14 protein-coding genes and 1 pseudogene are annotated in these 21,059 nt (G+C 45.3%); 3 read left to right on the forward strand and 12 right to left on the reverse strand.

Annotation, left to right across the window (positions count from 1 at the left end; translation table 11 throughout):
* Positions 1-6: 6 nt before the first annotated feature.
* The 7 genes and pseudogenes from DWZ67_RS00195 to DWZ67_RS00235 form a co-directional block, all read right to left on the reverse strand.
* Positions 7-1,083 carry an alpha/beta hydrolase gene (locus DWZ67_RS00195; protein ID WP_120137935.1) on the reverse strand — a complete coding sequence of 359 codons (1,077 nt, stop codon included), beginning with the start codon at positions 1,081-1,083 and terminating at the stop codon, positions 7-9.
* A 30-nt stretch (positions 1,084-1,113) separates the two neighbouring features.
* Positions 1,114-1,650, reverse strand: a complete 537-nt coding sequence (locus DWZ67_RS00200) for a flavodoxin (RefSeq protein WP_120137936.1) — start codon at positions 1,648-1,650, stop codon at positions 1,114-1,116.
* Between the two features lie 405 nt (positions 1,651-2,055).
* Positions 2,056-2,331, reverse strand: a complete 276-nt coding sequence (locus DWZ67_RS00205) for a helix-turn-helix domain-containing protein (protein ID WP_227212685.1) — start codon at positions 2,329-2,331, stop codon at positions 2,056-2,058.
* Between the two features lie 3 nt (positions 2,332-2,334).
* Positions 2,335-2,490: a helix-turn-helix domain-containing protein gene (locus tag DWZ67_RS00210; protein ID WP_016272734.1), complete on the reverse strand. Its 156-nt coding sequence runs from the start codon at positions 2,488-2,490 to the stop codon at positions 2,335-2,337.
* Between the two features lie 378 nt (positions 2,491-2,868).
* Positions 2,869-3,587 (reverse strand): annotated as a pseudogene (locus tag DWZ67_RS00215) (DUF6047 family protein).
* Between the two features lie 949 nt (positions 3,588-4,536).
* Positions 4,537-8,586 carry a response regulator gene (locus DWZ67_RS00230; RefSeq protein ID WP_120137937.1) on the reverse strand — a complete coding sequence of 1,350 codons (4,050 nt, stop codon included), beginning with the start codon at positions 8,584-8,586 and terminating at the stop codon, positions 4,537-4,539.
* Between the two features lie 210 nt (positions 8,587-8,796).
* The gene (locus DWZ67_RS00235) at positions 8,797-9,831 is read right to left on the reverse strand and encodes a hypothetical protein (RefSeq protein WP_120137938.1); all 1,035 of its coding nucleotides are present in this window, start codon (positions 9,829-9,831) and stop codon (positions 8,797-8,799) included.
* Between the two features lie 402 nt (positions 9,832-10,233).
* Between DWZ67_RS00235 and DWZ67_RS00240 the strand changes: the two genes are divergently transcribed.
* Together DWZ67_RS00240 and DWZ67_RS00245 are read left to right on the forward strand one after the other, a co-directional pair.
* On the forward strand, positions 10,234-11,376 hold the full coding sequence (locus DWZ67_RS00240; RefSeq protein ID WP_016272741.1) for an OmpA family protein: 1,143 nt from the start codon (positions 10,234-10,236) through the stop codon (positions 11,374-11,376).
* A gap of 120 nt (positions 11,377-11,496) precedes the next feature.
* Positions 11,497-12,720, forward strand: a complete 1,224-nt coding sequence (locus tag DWZ67_RS00245; RefSeq protein ID WP_120137939.1) for an NAD(P)/FAD-dependent oxidoreductase — start codon at positions 11,497-11,499, stop codon at positions 12,718-12,720.
* A gap of 249 nt (positions 12,721-12,969) precedes the next feature.
* On the opposite strand, the gene DWZ67_RS20325 is transcribed toward DWZ67_RS00245, so the two are convergent.
* Positions 12,970-13,176, reverse strand: a complete 207-nt coding sequence (locus DWZ67_RS20325; RefSeq protein WP_007665878.1) for a hypothetical protein — start codon at positions 13,174-13,176, stop codon at positions 12,970-12,972.
* A 51-nt stretch (positions 13,177-13,227) separates the two neighbouring features.
* On the reverse strand, positions 13,228-13,590 hold the full coding sequence (locus DWZ67_RS00255) for a YtxH domain-containing protein (protein WP_120137940.1): 363 nt from the start codon (positions 13,588-13,590) through the stop codon (positions 13,228-13,230).
* Between the two features lie 694 nt (positions 13,591-14,284).
* On the opposite strand from DWZ67_RS00255, the gene DWZ67_RS00260 reads away from it, so the two are divergent.
* Positions 14,285-14,800, forward strand: a complete 516-nt coding sequence (locus DWZ67_RS00260; protein ID WP_016272745.1) for an outer membrane protein — start codon at positions 14,285-14,287, stop codon at positions 14,798-14,800.
* A gap of 153 nt (positions 14,801-14,953) precedes the next feature.
* Here DWZ67_RS00260 and DWZ67_RS00265 read toward each other — a convergent pair whose 3' ends face one another.
* From DWZ67_RS00265 to DWZ67_RS00275, 3 genes are read right to left on the reverse strand one after another with little or no spacing between them, the layout of a single operon-like run.
* On the reverse strand, positions 14,954-16,504 hold the full coding sequence (locus DWZ67_RS00265; protein WP_057089093.1) for a right-handed parallel beta-helix repeat-containing protein: 1,551 nt from the start codon (positions 16,502-16,504) through the stop codon (positions 14,954-14,956).
* 26 nt (positions 16,505-16,530) lie between these two features.
* The gene (bglX, locus tag DWZ67_RS00270; protein WP_120137941.1) at positions 16,531-18,807 is read right to left on the reverse strand and encodes a beta-glucosidase BglX; all 2,277 of its coding nucleotides are present in this window, start codon (positions 18,805-18,807) and stop codon (positions 16,531-16,533) included.
* A 12-nt stretch (positions 18,808-18,819) separates the two neighbouring features.
* The gene (locus DWZ67_RS00275) at positions 18,820-21,036 is read right to left on the reverse strand and encodes an alpha-galactosidase (protein WP_120137942.1); all 2,217 of its coding nucleotides are present in this window, start codon (positions 21,034-21,036) and stop codon (positions 18,820-18,822) included.
* Positions 21,037-21,059 lie beyond the last annotated feature (23 nt).

Below are 21,059 nucleotides of genomic sequence, written 5' to 3' on the forward strand. Positions count from 1 at the left end.
AGGCGGTCATCGAAGATTTTCATTGAAGAATCTCTCTATTTTGCCGAATGGAATTACCTCTATATTGTCATACAAGTCTACATGGTTTGCACCGGGAATAATCAGCAGTTCCTTATTATCACCCTGCAACTTTTTAAAAGCATCTTCACTGAAATAACGTGAATGGGCCTTCTCACCGTGCAGCATCAACACTGCACTACGGATTTCATCACTATATGAAAGGATAGGCATATTGATGAACGAAAGCGGTGAAGTCTTGTTCCATCCGTGGTTAGAGTTGAGTGACCGCTTATGATAGCCGCGCGGTGTTTTATAATAGGCATGGTAGTCCTTCACAAATTGTGGAGCATCGGCAGGTAACGGGTCCACTACACCCCCTCCAAGAGCAAATGTACCGTTTCTATAATCCTCCGTACGCTGAGCATTAAGCTGGCGCCGCAATTCGTGCCGTGCATCGGCATTCATAGAATCGAAATAACCGTTAGCATTGACCCGGCTCATGTCGTACATGGTTGCCGTAACTGTAGCCTTGATGCGGGTATCGATAGCCGCTGCATTAAGCGCCATGCCTCCCCATCCACAAATACCGAGAATGCCGATGCGCTCTGCATCTACATCGTCACGGGTGGAAAGATAATCGACCGCTGCACTGAAATCTTCCGTATTGATGTCCGGCGAAGCCACATAACGGGGCTGGCCACTACTTTCCCCCGTATAGGATGGATCGAAAGCAATCGTCAAGAATCCACGTTCTGCCAATGTCTGCGCATACAAGCCCGAAGCTTGTTCCTTCACGGCACCAAACGGACCACTGATGGCAATGGCAGGCAATCTACCCGTCACATTCTTGGGTACATACAAATCGGCAGCAAGTGTAATGCCGTAACGGTTGTGGAAAGTTATCTTCTTATGGTTTACTTTATCACTCTGTGGAAATGTCTTGTCCCACTCCTGAATCAGATTCAAATTCTCTTCCATAAATTTATTATCATTATTAGGATTATTTTCTGTTGCAGACAAATGTCCTGCAGCACAAAGGCTAATAACCATCGCCGCACATATGTTTTTTACCATGTTCTTCATCTCTACTTCTTTAAGTTTCCGGTTGGAAATTCATTTCTTAATCCATTGCTTGACAGTTTCCCGGCTCGCCCCATTCAGCAGCCTGCCTTTTCCCCAGTTTATGCCGGGATAATTCGTCTGCAATTCCTTTTCTGCATTAGAGATACTGCTGCTTCCCGAAGTGGCGAATAGAATAATTGTTTTACCTGCAAAATCACCGCTTTCTATAAATGTATTGATTATTCTTGGAGCCAAATTCCACCAGATAGGAAAACCTATATAAATGGTATCATACTCCGCGAGACTCCCCAATTTAGAATACAATGCAGGACGTGATTTGGAATCCGACATCTCCACACTGCTGCGCGAAGCTTTGTCGTGCCAGTCCAAATCAGCAGCCGTGTACTTTTTCGCAGGCTGTATTTCGTAGAGGGTCCCATCAACAGCTTCTGCCACCAACTTGGCAGCCCTTGCCGTTGTTCCCGTTGCCGAGAAATAAGCTACCAGTGTCTTACCACCTTTTTTCTGTGCGTTAACAGTAATAGACAACAGCATAACTGCCATCATAAACAACACCAATCTTTTCATACGATATATTATTTAGTTGAAACATATAAATCCAATTGTTATAGCGATACAAAAGTAGCGGGTATTATTTATTATATAGGTATCCAGATTACTGATTATATAACCCGAATTACTGATAGATGTCCGAGAAGAGAAATAAAAAATCCCGTAAAATCAAGGTTTTACGGGATTTGTCATACTTTGAATCCTTTTTGTCTTTGGATTTCTGCGAAGAGACAGGGAACGATTAACATTTAATTTCCCTATTCATTATCAGTATCTTACCAAAAGCCTCTGCTCCTATGACACCGAATAATTCACCGCAAATATGCTGCAACTTTCTTCCTGTTACACTCTTACTTTTACAAAGGTAGTAAAAAAATGGCATAAATACAAATCAAACGCTTGATTTAACGAACATAACTTTTATAATTTTCTTCCAATAACAATTGCAATTTTAGAAAGAGGATAAAGAAACTTACCACCTATAACAGTATAAGCTATCCCCTTTTCATCACGTAACTTTTGCAAAGTTCTGCTTGATATATGCAACACGCCACATACCTGTTCACCAGTCATATAAACCTCATTGGCGATAGGAACAGGCAAATCTTGAAATTCAAGTACCTCTTTAGAACATTTCTTAAGTATTCTCATCATCATTATGTACTCTTCTGACTGCTTTGTGATTACTCCATCCATATGTTATCTTGCTTTTTGAGTTAATACTCTGACCAAATCACTCTCTTTATACATATATTTGCCACCTATAAAAGAACACGGAATAATTCCGTATTCCCTATAGCTTTGCAAAGTTCGTTTGGAGATATTCAAAGCCAAGCAAACCTCCTGGGCATCCATTCATTTTTCCTTTTCAACAATTCCAAATTTCTTTTTAACAGCTTCAATCTGTGTGAATAAATCCTCAACCTGCTGTTTTAACCGTAAATACGCATTTTTCTCAATTACAACTAACTCCATAATAAATTTGATTTATGATTTTACTATTTGTGAAGCAAAGTAAAGCACATTTCCACATCCGACAAAACTTCCGGAATCAAAGTCACCCATTGGCGTACATTGTCCCCTAAAACATACCCTGAAATATTGTCATGTCATTTCTTTCCCCATATTTACTCAAAGTAAAAACTTTCAGAATCCCGATATAAAGGTGAAAGGCACATCACCGACATCCGCCGGCAATGCGCCTTCCAACCCTCACTTGTTTTCCGTTATCCCTTATATCCTTATACTTTTACTGTTCCGTAAAACTACTTTTTCCTTTATCTCCACCTTCTGCCGTGTATCGGAAAATTGCTCGCGCAACAGTTTTCCGACCAGTTTCTTTGCTCTGTCCTGCATCTCGTCATAAACATTCCATCTGTTCCGGCCCAGTAATGCTCTTTCTATCCTTTCAAATTTCTCATAGAAACTGAAATTATCAGGATACTCATCCATCAGTCCGTCCCTCGGATAACCCTTGTCCATGATATGAAGCAAGGTCATCCGGTCATAGTTATCCACGCTCTGGAACAGGCCAAGCCCCTTCTCATTGTCCGGCAGCCGGGCATAATTCTCCCACGTGAGTGAAAGGTCATACACCTCTGTCTGTACGCTTTTAAGAGCCGATTTATCAAGGAAGGCATCCGGTGGAATCTTCTCCAATAGTAACAGGGTATCGTTATCATCATAACAGAGGTTTATCTTCCCCGCCATCAGCGAAGGCCATCCCCGAAGTTCATACACGGTCAGCGACTTTCCTTCAAAGTCCGGCTCAAAGAAACATCTCTCGATATTCTCCTCCATAAAGGCCCCATATTGGTGGTTCCCTTCATAGTTCCGGCTGAAAAGAAGCCCCCCTTATCCGTTTCAACGCCCGTATAGAACTTGTTCCCGTGCCTCAAATCATCCAGCATATCAGCCACCACTACGGGTGATAACTTTATTTCCTCCCACATTTCCGGAGTGAGCCGGCGGGTATAGGTATCATCCTTCGAGAACGGTTCTGTTTCATTTCACAGGCAATACACCACTTCCGACAGACGCTGGAATCTCTGTAACATAATCCCATGACTACATATACACTGCCGTCTTTTAGCGTTCCATTCTGTTCATTTTCCATATATCAAAGAGTTAAATGTTCATACTCTGTTTTTTCTTTTTAAACGGTATCCCCGTCTTCACTTCCGGCGGCGGGAACCGGGCATTATCCGGTCGCGCAACCGGCGGCGAGACAATCCATCGCTCATTGAGAAGCGGCGCACAGACCAGTCGCAAGTCTCCCAGCCTGTTGAACTTTCTCAGTGTGGGTGCCATGTCGCACCGCTTCGTGCAAATCCCGTATCGGAATATATCCGGTGAGGCGGTCTTGCAGTCCCCGATTTCCGCCCGAAATTTCGCGTCCAACGGTGCCACCTCATGGAGTCTTAATTCCTTTGGTTTTCGTTTCTCGTCCAAAAAGTGTACGGTCAAATCGTTCAAAAACTCTTCATGCGTTCCGACAGCCAACATATCAGCAAGCGGCTACGGCTGCATATCATGTGTGAAATCCACGAGGCTATCTGCCGCCTTCGCTATGGCGGCGAGCCCGTGGACTGACCTGCCAACCCCACACCTGAATATCCATCTTAAAAAAGTCGGGCAATCCCTATGCGGCTGCCCGGATTTTCAATATTTTTCCATACCTCTTTCACTCAATATGATTGTCTATTCATGCCAGTTCTACACATAGTCCAACACGATGGTCGAGGAAGAGAGGCCGCTCCGCATGACCATCTTATCCACCGTGATCGGAGTAATCACGTAATCATATTGACAATAGTGTGGAACCCACCCTAAGCATTCACCCTACCTGATGTAACGACCAGTATCAAGTCGATAGTACTCTCTCTGTTTTTTATCAACTCATCAACGGCTTCCCACACTTCCTCCCCCATGGCACCGATAATCGGATAGGCTTTCTTTCGGATGCGTTCCCATTGCTACTTTGCGGTATTCACTAGGGCTTACACCATAATGTTTCCTGAATACTTCCCTAAAATATTTTGCATCACTGAATCCGGTTGCATCCGCAACTTCTATTATCGTGCACCTTTCCTGGATTAGCAGGTTTGCCGCATGTTGCAGGCGGATGGAACGGATGTAGTCGGCCGGTGCGTATCCTGTCAATGTCTTGAGCTTGTTGAAGAAACTCGAACGGCTCATGTGCTGGATTTCACAGAGGGTGTCCACGTTGAAATCAGGACTGGTAATATGTTCCATAACACATTCTCTCACGGTGGCAATGAATTTCCAGTCCAATGCGTTACTGCATCCTTCAGGTAACGGGCCGGTACCAGATTTTAGTCCGGCATATGTTTTTCGGAGCAATATCCGGTTGCGCAGTATGCTCCTGATGTTCGCCTTGAGCACATTCACACTGAACGGCTTGGTTATATATGCATCGGCTCCCTTGTCCAACCCCTTGAGCATATTTTTCTCATCGCTGAGTGCCGTTAGCAGGATGACCGGAATATGAGAGGTTTCAATGTCCGACTTGATGGCTGCACATAGTTCATCACCGCCCATCTCCGGCATCATGACATCCGAAAGGATCAGGTCCGGGTTATATTCCCTTGCCACGACCAACGCGTCGCGTCCGTTTGTGCATGATTGGACGTGGTAGTCCTGTCCCAAGAGTCTCTCAATGTATCCCCGCAAGTCATCGTTGTCCTCCACTACAAGAATACGTGATGAACTTTTGCCATTTTTCATCGTTTCCATCCGCAGTTCGGCAGAACACGTTTCCGGTTGTGGCGGGGCTGCATCTTCCGTCTTTGCCACTGTTATGAAACGTGCCTTGCGCAAATGCCTGTTTCCCATGGGGAATGTAACACGTACACAGGTACCTTCCCCTTCCGTGCTTGATATAATGATCCTTCCCTTATGCAAACGTACCAGTTTGCAGACCAGCATCAGGCCGATTCCGCTTCCCGGCACTTTCTGATTAACGGCATTGCTGCCCCTGAAAAACCTTCCGCCCAGATATTTCCTCTCCCCGGCGGGAATTCCAATCCCCGTATCACTTACCTCTATGCTCCATGTATTCTGTTCAGTGTAGGCACAAACATGGACATTACCATTTCGGGGGGTATATTTCAAGGCATTTGACAATAGATTCTTCAATATGGAATCCATTTTGTCCCTGTCAAACCAGACATTCATAAAAGGGAACTTACTTTCACATGAGAGGTTGACATTTTTCTGTGACGCATATGTCCGGAAAGTTTCGCAAGTACTTTCCAGGTAGCTGTGCAGCTCATATTCGCCAACATATAATTGTGAGGTGTAAACGTCCGCCCTTTCGAAATTGATCAGGTCGGTAACCAATTGCAGGAGGTTATTCACGCTTCTCAAGGCCACTCCCACGTTATCCGTCCCTTCCTCTTTTACCTGCTGCCTTTCCACCACTTCTTCCAAAGGAGCTTTTATCAGAGTGAGGGGGGTACGGATATCATGGGCGGTATTTATGAAGAAGCGTGTCTTTTCCTCCGATAGCCTTTTTTGTCTGCGCAACATGACGATCCTAACTGCTATTGTAACGGCTGATATGGCAAGAAGTGCATATCCCGCTATGGCCCATGCGCTCGCCCATGGTGGACGGGCGACAACCACTTCAATACTTTTCTCCTCATAAACTTTGTATTTTTCTTCGTTGGATATGGCACAGATATGCAGGATGTACTTGCCTGGGGAAAGACCGGTGACCTGTATCTGCCCGTCCTGCAACGGGTGGCTCCAGCCGTTATAGGCGCCTTCCAATTTCCATGAGTACAGAATGTTTGAAGGATAATCATAGTTAATGGATATTGCTTCCAGGGAGAAGCTGCTCTGGTCATAAGCCAGTTCAAGTCTGTAATTACCGGCAATGTCCTTTTTTAACGGCGATCCTTCCTCACCAGGATAGACCGGACGTGAAGAAACGGTAAAATCCCTCAGGAGCATCTGTGAGAACTGTGGAACGGGAATCTGCAAGTCAACCGGGAATATGACGATGCCATCATTGCTTCCGAACACAAGACTGTCCCCATACTGGGTTGAAGCGCCGGCATTGAAGCATACGCTCATCAATCCTTGTTCCGCCGTCCAGTTTTGGAAAGTCCGGTCTTCATACAGGAAAGTAACTATGCTGTTTTCCGTACCGAGCAGCAAGCTGCCATCCGGTCTTGGAATGACAATATAAATGTTATCAGAGACAAGGGCACAGTTTTCCATGTGGTACTGGTGTATAAATTTATCGTTTGCACCGTCATATACAAGCAGTCCCGCTCCTCTAGTCCCCACATATAGTGTGCTGTCCGCAGCTTGGTACAAAGTACTGACATGGACTGTCTCGACCGGGAAATCTATGCGACGGTAATCTCCCCGGAGCTTGTCCAGCAGGTATAATCCCATAGTTGTACCTACCCAGATGCGTTCCGCGTCCTTTTCCAGTATGGCGGTAATGGACCCCAGTCCCGGGTAGAGTCGTATGTCACCGCTTTCAGGGTTGATGCGTTTGAGATTACAGTATCCGCCTGACCATATATCCCCTCCGGAGTCCTTTATTATGTCACTGATATATTGGTCAGGGCTTATTCCTGCCAGGGAGGAAGGTGAGATGTATTCCACCGTGCCTTTCTTCTTGTCAATCCTGTATATACCTGATGTATACCCACCTGCCCAGATAATGCCGGGTAATACCTCACAGAGGCTCAGGAAGATATTATTGTCATCGCCTTTCAAGTGCTCGGAACTGCTAAGGAAGGAAGTCCACTGACCGGTTGCGCTGTGAAGCAGGCTGATCCCGTTGCTGGTGGCGAACCACAGGTCACCCTCGCCGTCCCGGACTACATCATGGACCTGGTTATTGGCCAGCGAACTGTTGTTGCCCGGTGAATGCTTGAGCCATTTGTAACTTCTGTAACGGTCGTTGCGTATTGTAATCCCGGTAGGATAATTGGCCATCCATATCCGTCCGTCCCCGTCCACATAAATATCATTGATGTTGTTCCCGTTCATACCGTTATAATTGCTGTAGTCGGCGGTTATATAAGGCCGGGCGGAGAGAGAATCAACGTCAATCTTGTATACTCCCCTGCCTCCCGTGGCTACCAGCAGTTGCCGCTTTCCAAAGGGGGTGATTCGTTTGATTGCCACGTTCTGTAGCGGACCGTCCGCGATGATGGTTGAAGTCGTGTTCATTCCGTATGCTATAATTCCTTCCTTGAAGGTTCCTATGAACAGTTGCTTTGAATCTTCGTGGAAATAAAGCTCACTTACCGGTATACGGATACTGTCAGTATATGTTCCGGCCACAGTTTCCAGGACACCTTCCTTTTCTATGGTTTGCAGTAACCCGTTTGATGTCCCTATAAAAAAGTTTGTACTGTCGGTCTGCGTGATTGCAGTAATATCGTCCGGGGCAGGAGAATCTATTCTGTCCGTAGTACCTGCGCGGGTATCATAGCGTACAATACTGTCGCCATGGCAGAGCCAAATACGGTCATTACTATCCATATAGGTACAATTGACGGTGCCTGATGTTACGTCATCCTGCAGATCGCTAAGCTTGTAGGTCATAACAAAACGGTCACGGGCGGTGTCGTACCGGAATATGCGTCCTTTTCTACCCACAACCCACAGCCTGTGCCTGCTGTCGGTATATAGCCAGTTCAGGTTGATTTGCGGCGCCACCTCCATACTTCCGTCAAAGACGGCATAATGTTTAATCTTGCTTCCGTCATAACGGTCTATCCCTTCCTGGGTAAGGAACCACATGTACCCGTGCCCGCCTTTCTGGATGCGAAAAATTCTCCGGTTGCTTAGTCCGTCCTCTATGCCCAGGTATTTATAAATTTGACCCTTGCAGGTAGTAAAAGTGGCTATTAGTAAAGGGAACAGAAAAAGCGCCCTCTTTAAAATCTGAAAGTATGTCATTTGTAGTAAAAGTGTGTTAAGTTAAATGTTACCCGCAAAAATAATAAAAATAGTTTAAATTTAAAAAGGCAATGCAAGTTAGTCATTGCCTTTTATAATGCGGATATCAGTTGGCCCGATTTCAGAAAAGATATAACATGCTTAAAAATGACATCAACCTGTCATACTGTTTGGGGGACCGAACTTCTTACTTGATTTAATGAAATACTGTCAGATATCCACCCTTTCTTGGGTCTTCCTGCTACCGTAGGCACCTGCAATACAGCACAATACCGCTCCGGAGAGAATTGCAAGGAACGAAATCAGTGCGGACCTCGCTGCGGCATCCGTTGCCTTATCGGCAGCCACGAGTGCCTCATGCTTGATTTCTTTCCATTCCTGTGCGGCTTTCTTCAGGGTCACCTCCAGTTTGTCTATCTGTTTGCCGGCTTCCATACGTGCATTTTCCAGCAAGTTCATATATTGGTCAATAGTTTTATTTGCTTCCGCTTTTGACATATTGGTGTTGTTTGCTATAGCTTTAGCCAAATCATTCCGGTCTATATTTTTGCTGATACTTTCTGTACGTTGTTTCAACCGGTCAAGGAAACTGTCAATGCTCTCATCCGCTTGTTGTGGGGAACGTACTATTTTTTTTACGGACGCTTCCAGGTCATCCTTCACTTCCGCCAGTTGCTTCTGCAGGTAATCCGGCTGAAGTTCCTTCACATCGCTTTTTAGAAGTGCGGTACGGATATTCTGCGGTATATTCCCTTCTTTCAGGGTTGCATTAAAATCGATTTTTCCGAACAGCTCCTTTGCGTCTTCAGATAATGCGGCAACTCCGTTTCCAACGGTATCACCTGTTCCAGACAAAACGCTGCCCGTAACGGACGAGACCGCTCCAAGAGTATTCACCGTCATTTTTGCCGCACCGACAGCCAGAAAAGTTCCCAGTACCACAGCCACAATCAGTGTGGTCGCCCAGACCAGAAATCCGTGTATCATTCCGTCCATACCGGCCAGTTTCCCGGCCACAAAGCCTCCTGCAGCCATGCCGGCAACCAGAATGATAGCGGATCCGATTCCAACAGCAGTGCCGATGCCCGCAACCGGGTGATCTGATAATGGATCAAACATAAACAAACCAATACTTGAATTTAAAATAGACAGTAACACGGATATTGCCAATACAGTCATGACACCGCCGAAAACACTGCCCCAGGACACTCTACCCTTCAGTCCTGCGAAACTTAATTTTTTCATAATTGTCAGGTTTTTAATTAATACTATGATTTGTATCTCTATAAAAAAACAGCATTGAAAGAATATTTGTTTGATGAATATTTGTCATTTCAACAGATATTTGTGTTAAAAAACGCATGTATATATAAAGTTATATTTGATGCCGTTATATATAAATCCAAGAATTTGCACCTTATATATCTATGATGTGCTTTCACTGCCAATACAGGCTTCTGGCACCATCCGACTTCTTAAATAGATGTTAAATCCATTTCTATTTTTCGAACCATCCTTTTTAACGGGCTGTTTTTTAAACAAAGGTTATGACAAAGTAATTCATTAGATTATGCACAGTCATAACTACACAACAGACAGTACAACGTGTGTGACATATTTATTGTATCACTATTAATTTATTTAATTATGAAAAAATCTATCTTTGTTTTAGCACTAAGCATGAGTATTCTTACCATGCATGCGCAAAATGACCGTACGGCCCTTGAAGGCACACGCCCTGGTGACAACTGGTCTATTGAACTGAAAGCTGGTGCTGTAACCCCTTTGACTCACAGCTCCTTCTTAAAAAATGCCCGACCGGCCTTCGGATTCGGAATCGGAAAACAACTTACTCCTATATTCGGTCTAGGTATTCAAGGTATGGGATATGTAAATACCTCAGCCAGCAAAACTGCATTTGATGCTTCCGAAGTGAGCTTACTCGGTAAAGTCAACCTGATGAATCTCTTTGGAGGTTATATGGGCGAACCACGCATTTTTGAAATCGAGACTCTGACAGGTATCGGCTGGCTACATTACTATCAGAATGGCCCCGGTGATACAAATTCCTGGTCTACACGCCTTGGTCTAAACTTGAACTTCAACCTAGGTGAGGAAAAAGCATGGACACTCGGTATCAAACCAGCTATCGTATATGATATGCAAGGAGACTTCAGCAAAACTAAAAGCCGTTTCAACGCCAACAATGCCACTTTTGAACTGACTGCCGGACTGACCTACCATTTCATGTGTAGCAACGGCTCACATCATTTCACAACAGTGAAGCCTTACGACCCAGTAGAAGTAGGCGAGCTAAATAATGCAGTCAACCGTCTGCGATCACAACTGAGCGACAAGGACATGCAACTGAGCAATGCCGTACAACAGGCCAACAACTTACAAAAGGAGCTGGCAGATTGCAGAACCCAAGCTGCCAACATAGAAACCGTGGTAAAAACCAACCGCATTCCAGAATCCATCATTACCTTCAGACAAGGAAAGTCCGTGGTTGATGCTTCCCAACTGCCTAATGTGGAACGTGTAGCCATTTACATGAAAAAACATCCTGAAGCTAAAGTCGTCATCAAAGGATATGCCTCTCCCGAAGGTAACCTCGCTTTCAATGAGAAACTGGCAAAAGCACGTGCTCAAGCTGTGAAGTCCATACTTGTAAAAAAATACAAGATTAACGACACCCGCATTACCGCCGAAGGACAAGGAATCGGTGATATGTTCTCCGAACCGGACTGGAACCGTGTCAGCATTTGTACTATCGAAGAAGGCAAATAATCTACTACCGTAAACGGAAAGCAAATTTCAATAAAACGGCTTTCCCATTTCTCACTCCCCCCTTACTTCACTCCTGTTTCTCAACAGGAAGAAAGTAAGGGGGAATTAACAAAATATATTATGGACTTACATTCAGGTTTACCCTATTGGATCGTCAGAAATTCCCTATTGGACTATTTCCACCCTTTGGAGGATGATCTGTCAACAGATATCGTCATCGTAGGTTCGGGTATAACAGGCGCTTTGATGGCACACGAATTGTGTCGTGCCGGAATAGAATGTTGCGTGATTGACAAACGCAGCATCGCAACCGGAAGCTCTGCTGCAAGTACCGCTTTACTACAATATGAAATAGACGTACCCCTCTGCCGGATGGCAAAAATCATCAGCGAAGAAAATGCAGCAACCGCCTATCATGCATGCCTGCAATCCATTTCTGATATAAAGAAAGTACTAAAGGAAACAGATGTCGATGCCGGATTTGAGCAATTGCCCAGCGTCTTTTATGCCAGCTGCTCGGCAGACAACAAACTTCTGGAACAAGAATACGAAATACGGCAAAAGCATGAATTGCCGGTCAATCTGCTCAAGAAACAAGAAATCAGAAAACGATATAAGGTGAAAGTGCCCGGCAATGCCCTGGTGAATGAAACATCCGCACAGATGGATGCCTACAGAGCTGCAACCGGACTGCTCACCTATCATATGAAGGAGAACGGTCTGAAGGTCTTTACCCATACCAACATAAAGAAGTGCACTGAAACATCTGATGGCTGTATCATGATAACAGACAAAGGAAATAAAATTAAGTGCGGATATGTAATCGTAGCCACCGGATTTGAGGCCGGACAATTCCTTCCCAAAAAAATTATGGATTTGACTTCTACTTATGCACTCATATCACATCCGGTAGCCCCCGAATATCTCTGGCCGGAACATTGCCTGATCTGGGAAACAGCCGATCCATATCTTTATATCCGTACCACCGACGGAAACCGTATTATTGTAGGTGGTGAGGATGAAAAGTTCAGCGATCCAGAGCACCGTGACTCACTACTCAGAAAGAAAATCCGTATTTTGGAGAGAAAAGTCAGAAAACTATTCCCCGATATCCCTTTCAAAACAGAAATGGCATGGTGCGGTACCTTCAGTAGCACCAAAGACGGACTACCTTTCATCGGCAATTGGCCCGGCAAGGAACGAATATTTTTCGATCTGGGATATGGCGGAAACGGAATCACTTTCAGCATGATCGGAGCGCAAATAATTTGTCATAAGCTGCAAGATATTAAAGATGAACGTAGTCACGTTTTCGGCTATGATAGAATCGAAAAATATTGGTAAGACAGACAAGAAGAAAATACCTCTCTCTCTGTGCATTCTTTTAGGTACGGATTTCACGGTTTTAATTTACCCTGTGTAATCCGTGCCTAAAATATTATCATAATGACAAGTCTCATATACTTTTGACATTACCTTTGTATACTCCTATACAAACATCCCAAAACAAAAATAAATCGGTCACTTCTATCAACCAACACATTTTTATTTTGGGATATTCCTATCTATTCAGCATAAACAGCTATGTGACCATCAATACCTTTCAAGACCGGTCCCCAGCCACTGTGCCATACGAGGCTTACCATAAAAGTAATAGAACAACAATCCTACCCAACTGGTCAAAACTACCAGGATAATGGCTATTAACCTTCTTTCCGCCGGCGCATGAATACGCCATATCTCTAGAGCAGCTTTGATAGTTAAGACCAATCCTATAATCCATATTACAAATCCAATCATAATTCTTCTTTATATAAGATATTACTACTAACAGAATGATATATAAAAAAATCAATCAAGTTTTTTACTTGCTTCTTTTTTTACATCTTCATACCCTTCCTTTATTTCTGCCTTGGCCTTTTCAGCTCCTTGTTTGACATCTTTCTTCGCACCTTTCAATGCGTCCTTTACAGCATCAGCGCCATCTTGAACTTTATCGGCTACCTTATCCACTACAACTTTTCCGGTATCCTCCACTTTTTCCTTAGCTTCATCTAACAGGTCTTCCGTCTGACCGGTTATCTTATGAAAAACGTTACATACTTTTTCCTTCAATTTCTTGGCTTTTGAAGTACGTGAGAAACGATAAGCCAGAGTACCGATGACCGTACCTATTCCCAGGCCGATCCATAAACTAGAATTTCTATTTTCCATAATTAAGTTGGTTTTAAACGATTAAAATAATTAAAGTTCAATCTTCTTTCTGTTATAAGACAGAGAAGCGATCCCGATAATAATGTACCATAAAAAATACATAAACTATTTTTTAAAGCAACACACTCAGTTCTGAAATTTACATGTAAATATATAGATAGATATATCATCCGCTTATTTCCAATATAAAGGCATATCCTGCGATCCTTTATTTTATTATCACTTTACCTACCTGCGGGAACTTGAAAAGAAATAAACTATTGCCCCGATGACAGAACTGGCTATTAGCCTGACCCGCAAATCAAAACTTAGACTTTTCATGGCTGTAGATTTTAATAATGAAACAATCCTGATATTTTATCCTTTCGTAACAATGCAGGTTCAGTCAGTTACGACAATGTAATATACCACTTGCTCCTTTCTCTACAAACTGGCAATTCAAATGTAACCAACTTTAATCCCTGCCATATACTAAAAACACAGCATTAAAAAAAATGGTTCGAGGCATAAAAACGGAATTAACATCATTTTTTGCTTTATAAAAAATTGAGAAAAGCGCTCGTATATTAACATCAAAAGTCTTTGTATATGTAACAATATATAGCAAACAAATGTAAGCAAACGTTTGTTATTTCCATTAAAAGGAGATCATTCTTCTTTTAAATAAATATTTTATTAACTAAATGCCTTAATTATGAAAAAATTATTCTTGCTGGCCATGATTGCATTGGCATCTGTGGGCATAAATGCCCAAACAGTTAAAGGTGAAGGCTCTTTGATGGGCAACATCGGTTATCAAACGAACTATGAGAGGTTCGGTTTGGGAGTACAAGGACGTTACGCGATAGCGAATAATCTCCGGATTGCTCCGGATGTAACGTTCTACTTTCCTAAAGACAAAGTTACCGGACTGGATGTAAGCGTGAATTTCCATTATGTATTCAACTTTAAAGAAGACGGCCAAGGATTTTCGGTCTATCCCCTTGCAGGTATCGGCATGCAGAACAACTTCTATGGCAAAAAGAGTGTTGAGATAGACGGGAAAGAAATGGAAATGGACCGGAGCAACTCTACCAAATTCGCTTTCAATTTGGGAGGAGGTATCACATTACCCATCTCCGAACGGAGTTATCTGAATGCAGAAGCCAGGTTTATGTTTGCCAAAGATGACAATGTGGCAATCATGCTGGGATATGGATACAGATTCTAAAAAGCCAGCACGCTGATAATCTAATTGTTTTTCAAATAATAAACACCTTTATCAGGCATTTACAGTGTCATTTTACCGTTAAGTAAAATGACACTGTATCTTAAGTAACACATCGCTCACGCTCTATATTACCTGCTCTTCCATTACACAAATTCAATGCAGAATGACGGGGTCCTGGTCTACCCCATAATCTTCCGGTTTATAATATCTATCTTTGGAAGGAGTCGCCAAAAAACAACTATTTCCCAACACATCACAAATAGCAGGATACACTTTTCCTCGGGGCGTTCTCAACAGTAAGATACAATATTCGTCCTTAACAACATATCCCAGCTGGAAGGAAGTTCTATCCGGGCTTTTAAGCATCCTGCTATGTATTTCGGGTTCCCCTCCTGCAAAGAGCAAATCCAGTTCTACCACACCATCTTTTGCCAAATCCAACTTTAACAAATTACGATACGGAGAAGCAAACACAGCTCCCAAAACGTACCACTGCAAGCTATCCACTGCCTGTAAACCACCTGTTGCCTGCTCCGGTGCGGACAGCACATCACATCTTTTTTCCCTTATGCGTTGCATCAGGGAGAAATCGAAAGGACTTAACAAGTGAGAATTTCTCATTGCACAATTCACAAACGAAAAATTCCCCTCCACATCATTCTTTATAGCCTCAGGGCCGACATCAAAGATTCTATAACCCTGTTTTGCCACTTCGATGATACAGTTCGACATCTTCGCTTGAAACGGAGTCGCCGCCTTATGGTCCCGATAGAGGAAAGAAGTCCCGAAATCCGACAAATAGGAATAGAAGATGTTCTTGTCCAGCACCAACGTAGGATTCCTGTCTGCCGCAACCACAATGCCACGGTCCACCGTGTCATAATACACCTCGTTAAAAATGAAAAAGCCATCCGCTTCCACACGTATCCCTTCCGTAGAACGGAAACCTTTCAACCCCAAGTCCAGACCGCCAGTGGTGTGCATGGAGAGAATATGCAGGTTATTCAAAATATGTCCTGCCGACTTTGTCACGAGTCCATACTTCGTACTGTATATAAAGGTATTGGAAATCTTACAGTCACAGCAGGCTTGGTCTATATAGATACCATATACCTCTTCGTTGGACGAAATGCCTTGTATGGTCACATTGTCTATTTTGGTGTCACTGCTTCCCGTTCCTCTGAAGTCGTCGGTAACGCCGATGCGGATATGTGTGTTGCGCCCCTTAAACAGACTGATGTATTTCAGGGAAACCAGCTGCTTTAAACCGTTGACCATAATCCCGTTGTCCACGTTAGAACAGTCGAACATTCCTCCTTCGACATAAGAGAAGCGCCGATGAGTAACATCGGGCGTTGTCATCTCCGAATAACCGACTTTCAACAGTGCTTCCATCGGTAAATCGGTCTTTATCAGCGCATTTTTATCAAAGAGGATGTTCACGTTCTTCGTATAGTCGTAGGGAAGGACAACGGGTTCCGACAGATTATATATGCCGGCGGGGAAATACAATGTCTTCCCGTAACTTCTCGTTACAAGTTCATTCAGTTCAGAGCCTATCACAGCCCCATCGTTCCGAATGCCATGCTTAATGACAGAAACAATGTCACTTCCCTGCCCCACTCGCTTTCCCGCCCGGAGCGGCAGGAAAGCATACAGCAGAAAGCCACAAAGAATAATCAAACCATATTTCTTTTCTTTCATGATTCCATTTCTTCAGATTAAAAAAACTACTCAGCTTTGAACACCTTCGTCTGGACATCACGGCTGTTAGGACCGACCATCACTTGAAACTCACCCGGATCATACCCGTATTGCAAATCCGAATGGTAGTATTTCAAGTCCTCTTCTGTCAACGTGAACACCACTTCTCGCTTTTCCCCTTTCTTCAAGAAGATGCGCCGAAAAGCTTTCAGTTCCTTGACGGGACGTGCCACCTCAGCCATCACATCACGCAGATAGAGCTGTACGATTTCCGTACCGTCACAAGTACCGGAATTGGTGACCTCCACAGAAACCGCCAGTTCTCCGTTCTTGGGAAGGCATTCCGAACCAAGCCGTATATCGCCATACTCAAAAGTCGTATAGCTCAGCCCGAACCCGAAAGGATAAAGCGGTTCATTACTTTGGTCAATATAGTTACTCTGGTAGCGGTTGAACACCCCATCTTGCGGATCGGGGCGACTGGCACTCAAATGGTTATAGTATAACGGCATCTGTCCTACGGCACGTGGGAAACTGGTAGTGAGCTTTCCGGCAGGCACGGCGTGCCCAAACAATACATCGGCTATGGCATCGCCCGCCTCACTGCCCGCAAACCATACGTTCAGTATAGCAGGAACATGTGCCGTTTCCCAATTAAGCACCAACGGACGTCCCGTAAACAATAACAGCACCACCGGCTTTCCCGTCTTCACCAGTTCTTTCAGTAACGCTTGTTGCGCATCCGGCAGTTCCAGTTCCGTACGTGAGGCCGATTCACCCGACATATCCGCACACTCACCCAAAGCGGCAACAATCACATCCGCACGGGCAGCCACCTGCAACGCCTCCCGAAGTAATTTCCCATTGTCTCCACGCTCCAAAGGACGGAAGCCGACGGCGCCTTTCTCCATTTCCTCCTCGTAATAGATATTGCTGCCTTTGGCATGAAAGACTTCGCCCCTGCCCTTCATCGCGTCGCGCATCCCATCGAGCAAGGAACGGTGGTCGGAAGGAACACAAGTCAGACTCCACATGCCGCACATATTGTTGCGGGCATCGGCCATAGGTCCTATCAGCGCTACCTTCTTATCCACAGAAAGAGGAAGCAGACTTCCCTCGTTCTTCATCAACACGAAGGTTTCACGTGCCACCTCACGCGCTTCCTTGCGGTGCTCGGGCGTAAAGATTTCCTTCTCCGCACGTACCGTGTCGCAGTATTTGTAGGGGTCATCAAAAAGTCCCATTCTATACTTAGTCTCAAGCACCCTACGACAGGCACGGTCAATATCAGCTTCAGAAATGAGTCCTTCCTCCAATGCCGACTCCAAAGTATCCAGAAAACCGGCGGTTACCATATCCATGTCCGTTCCTGCCTTCAGAGCAAGCACGGAAGCCTCTTTCTTGTCGGCCACGCCGTAAGTTTTCATCTCTCCGATGGAATAATAATCGGTAACGACCATACCGCCAAATCCCCACTCGTTACGAAGAAGATCGGTCAGCAGCCACTTATTGGCAGTGGCAGGAATGCCATCCACAAGGTTGAACGCGCTCATCACGCTCCCCACACCCGCCTCAACGGCTGCTTTATAGGGAGCCAGATAATTGTTGTACATGCTCAATCTGCTCATGTCCACCGTATTATAATCACGTCCCGCCTCGGAAGCACCATACAGTGCAAAATGCTTGACACAGGCCAGTATTTCATTATTAGCCTTCATAGCATCGCCCTGATAGCCATGTACGTATGCCCTCGCCATCAAAGCGCCCAAGTAAGGGTCTTCACCGTTCCCCTCGGCAATGCGTCCCCAACGGGCATCGCGGCAGATATCCACCATCGGACTGAAATTCCAGCAGATTCCATCGGCACTGGCCTCAGTAGCCGCTACGCGTGTCATCCGTCGGATGGCGACAGTGTCCCAGCTACACGACATGGCAAGCGGTATGGGAAATATTGTCTCATAACCGTGTATGACATCCGCTCCTACAATCAAGGGAATCTTCAAACGGGTTTCCTCCACGGCAATACGTTGCATCTCTCTGATTTTCCGTACTCCCTTCACATTGAAGAAGCCCGTGATTTCCTGCTTCCGTATCATTTCCGTGAGTTCGCCGTTCATCACCGTACCAGTCACTAAATCGCCTCCCGAGGGCAGGTTCAACTGGCCCAGTTTCTCCCGTACAGTCATCCGGTCCATCAGTCCGGTCACAAAACCGTCCATCTCCGTGCTATCCTTTCCCCCAAACGAAGAACAAGCCTGCAGGAAGCATGCAAGCAGTACAACTGCAAAATATCCAACTTTCATATTTCTAATATTTTAATGGTTCACCTCTTCCAGATACAATATCCGACTGGCATAATCACTCATTTTATCTGCATCCATCCTATGTTCTCCGGGAATCTCCAGTCCGTGGCTCATCAGGAAAGAGCCACTCAGTACCTTTCCTTCAAAGGCAAGAGGAATATTGTCAATGCGGTTCAGCTCACGAATACGGTACTGTTTCCCCGCATCCAATCCTGCCATCCTGACACGCGGCAACTGCCGATTGACAAACTGTTCCAGCTTCCACCAATAGAAGACGGCTTTCGACTTATCTTCGCTGGCATACAACAGTGAGGCTACCCCCTGTCCGTCATACGGTGACACCAGCCGATAAAGTTCACCGAACTGCACCACCGGACGAATCTCTTTGTAAGCAGCAATCGCCTCACGGCAAAGATTCTTCTCTTCATCCGTCATATTCCGGGGTTGTATCTCCATACCGAGCCTTCCGCTCATTGCCACATCAATGCGATATTTCAAGGGCAAGCTGCGATGCGTCTGATGGTTGGGCGCAGCGCTGATATGCGCTCCCATAGCGATAGCAGGAAAGAAATAGGACGTTCCCCACTGGATATAAACGCGTTGCAAGGCATCTGTATTATCGCTGGTCCAGAATTCATCAAAATAGGGCAAATAGCCATAATTGACACGACCGCCTCCACTGGCACACGCCTGAATCGTCACATCAGGATATTTTCTACGGATACGTCGGCACACATCCTCAAATCCCTGATGATAAAGAATACTCAGATGGCTTTGCTCGTCCTTGTCCAAATGGACAGAACCGTGGTTCAGCACCGGCATATTGGCATCCCACTTGATATATTCTATTTCCGGATAACGGGCCAGCAAGGTATCCACCGTATAAAAAATGAAATCCCGCACCTGGGGGTTGGTAAGGTCAAGCACCGCCTGCGTGCCACCGCGCGCCGTAATGAAGTCTTGTCCGGGGACTTTCATCACCCAGTCGGGATGCTTCTCGTATAGTTCGCTGCGTGTGTTAATCATTTCGGGTTCAATCCAGATGCCGAAACCGATATTATGTTTCGCGGCATCACGCAATAGTCCGGCAATGCCGTCAGGCAGTTTCTTCGGGTTCACCACCCAGTCCCCCAGCCCGGCGTTGTCAATATCACGCGGATGCTTGTCGCCAAACCAGCCATCATCCATCACAAAGAGTTCGCCTCCCATCAAGGCTATGTCTGCCATCATCTGCTCCATATCCTTCTGATTAATGTCGAAATAAACACCTTCCCAACTGTTCAGCAGTATCTTGCGGGGCTTGTCTCCATTGGCCAGTTTATGTTTCCGTCCCCATTTATGGAAATTACGGCTTGCGCCGCCCAATCCCTCTTCCGAGTAGGTGAGCGCCAACGGGGGAGTACGGAATACCTCGCCTTTTTTCAGCCTGAAGGAAGCACCTTCCTCATCCATACCGGCAAAGAAGTGGTGATAATCGCCGTCATCCGTATTGATTTTCAGCCTATAGTCACCGGTATAGCAAAGGGCTGCGCCGATAGTACGCCCTGTGTTTTCCTGTGGTTTCCCGTCCAGCGAAAACATTACTTCGGCATGAGCAGTATGCGAATTGCGTACGCCATCGATATTCTTTATCAGCCTGATGCCGGGTTTTAAAGGTTCCTGAAGCAACCTTGCCTCGTTGCCCCACCCGCCGTAGAGGCTGGAAAGCCACACATCGCCTCTGCGGAGAGGAAGATAAGACGAAGCAAATTGAAGGAGCGTTACCGGAGTCTTCTCCGAATGGCTGAATTCAGTCCAGGTTTCAATCACATCCACATCCCGATATGCCTTGTAGCAGAGATTGACGTAGAAGGGATAAACACAATCCTTCAGTTTCACAAGGGTGAGCACAGCATCCGGCTCTTGCCTCACTTCCACATCCTGCACATAAAGCCGGGTGGCTATCACCCCATCGGCATGTCTGACACGGAGAGCGGATTCACCGGGCCATCCGATTCCATAAGAAGGATAAGCAACATGATGGCACGTACCTGCCACATTCATCTGCCGCAAATCATCCTCCGATAATCCGGTTCCGTAGTAGAGATACCTTAGTTCGCCTCCTACCGGAGCATCAAGCACCAATGCGAAGGAAGGGGTGGACACAACAATCTGCCCGGCGGCAGCGGGCAGTGCAGCCAACAACAGTCCTGCCAGACAGAGCCACAAAATATTTTTCAAATTTTCCATACCAATAATCTATAAACCAATTC

The organism is Bacteroides sp. AF34-31BH (assembly GCF_003602795.1).
Lineage (GTDB): Bacteria > Bacteroidota > Bacteroidia > Bacteroidales > Bacteroidaceae > Bacteroides > Bacteroides uniformis.